This window comes from Neptunomonas marina, from assembly GCF_004005935.1.
Taxonomy (GTDB): domain Bacteria; phylum Pseudomonadota; class Gammaproteobacteria; order Pseudomonadales; family Balneatricaceae; genus Neptunomonas; species Neptunomonas marina.
The window spans coordinates 1-242 of sequence record NZ_SACQ01000043.1 but is presented as its reverse complement, the minus strand read 5'-3'; the positions used below and the strand labels follow the sequence as shown (position 1 = coordinate 242).

Annotated in this window: 1 protein-coding gene; it reads left to right on the top strand. The window is 61.2% G+C overall.

The window, feature by feature from the left end; translation table 11 throughout:
• A partial coding sequence (locus tag EOE65_RS18080) for a cadherin-like domain-containing protein (RefSeq protein WP_164847164.1) occupies positions 1 to 242 on the top strand: 242 nt, incomplete at both ends.

The window sequence follows — 242 nt, the reverse complement described above, 5'->3', positions numbered from 1 at the left end:
AACGACAACGACGTGGACGACGGTCTGGACCTCACCAGCATCGTGATCACGCAGCAGCCAGACCACGGCACACTGCTGATCAATGGCGACGGCACCGTGACCTACACCCCGGATGCCAACTACAACGGCCCGGACAGCTTCCAATACACCATTGCGGATGCGGCAGGTAACGTCTCCAACGCAGCGACCGTCAACCTCACCGTGACCCCGGATAACGATCCACCGGTGGCCGTCGATGACAG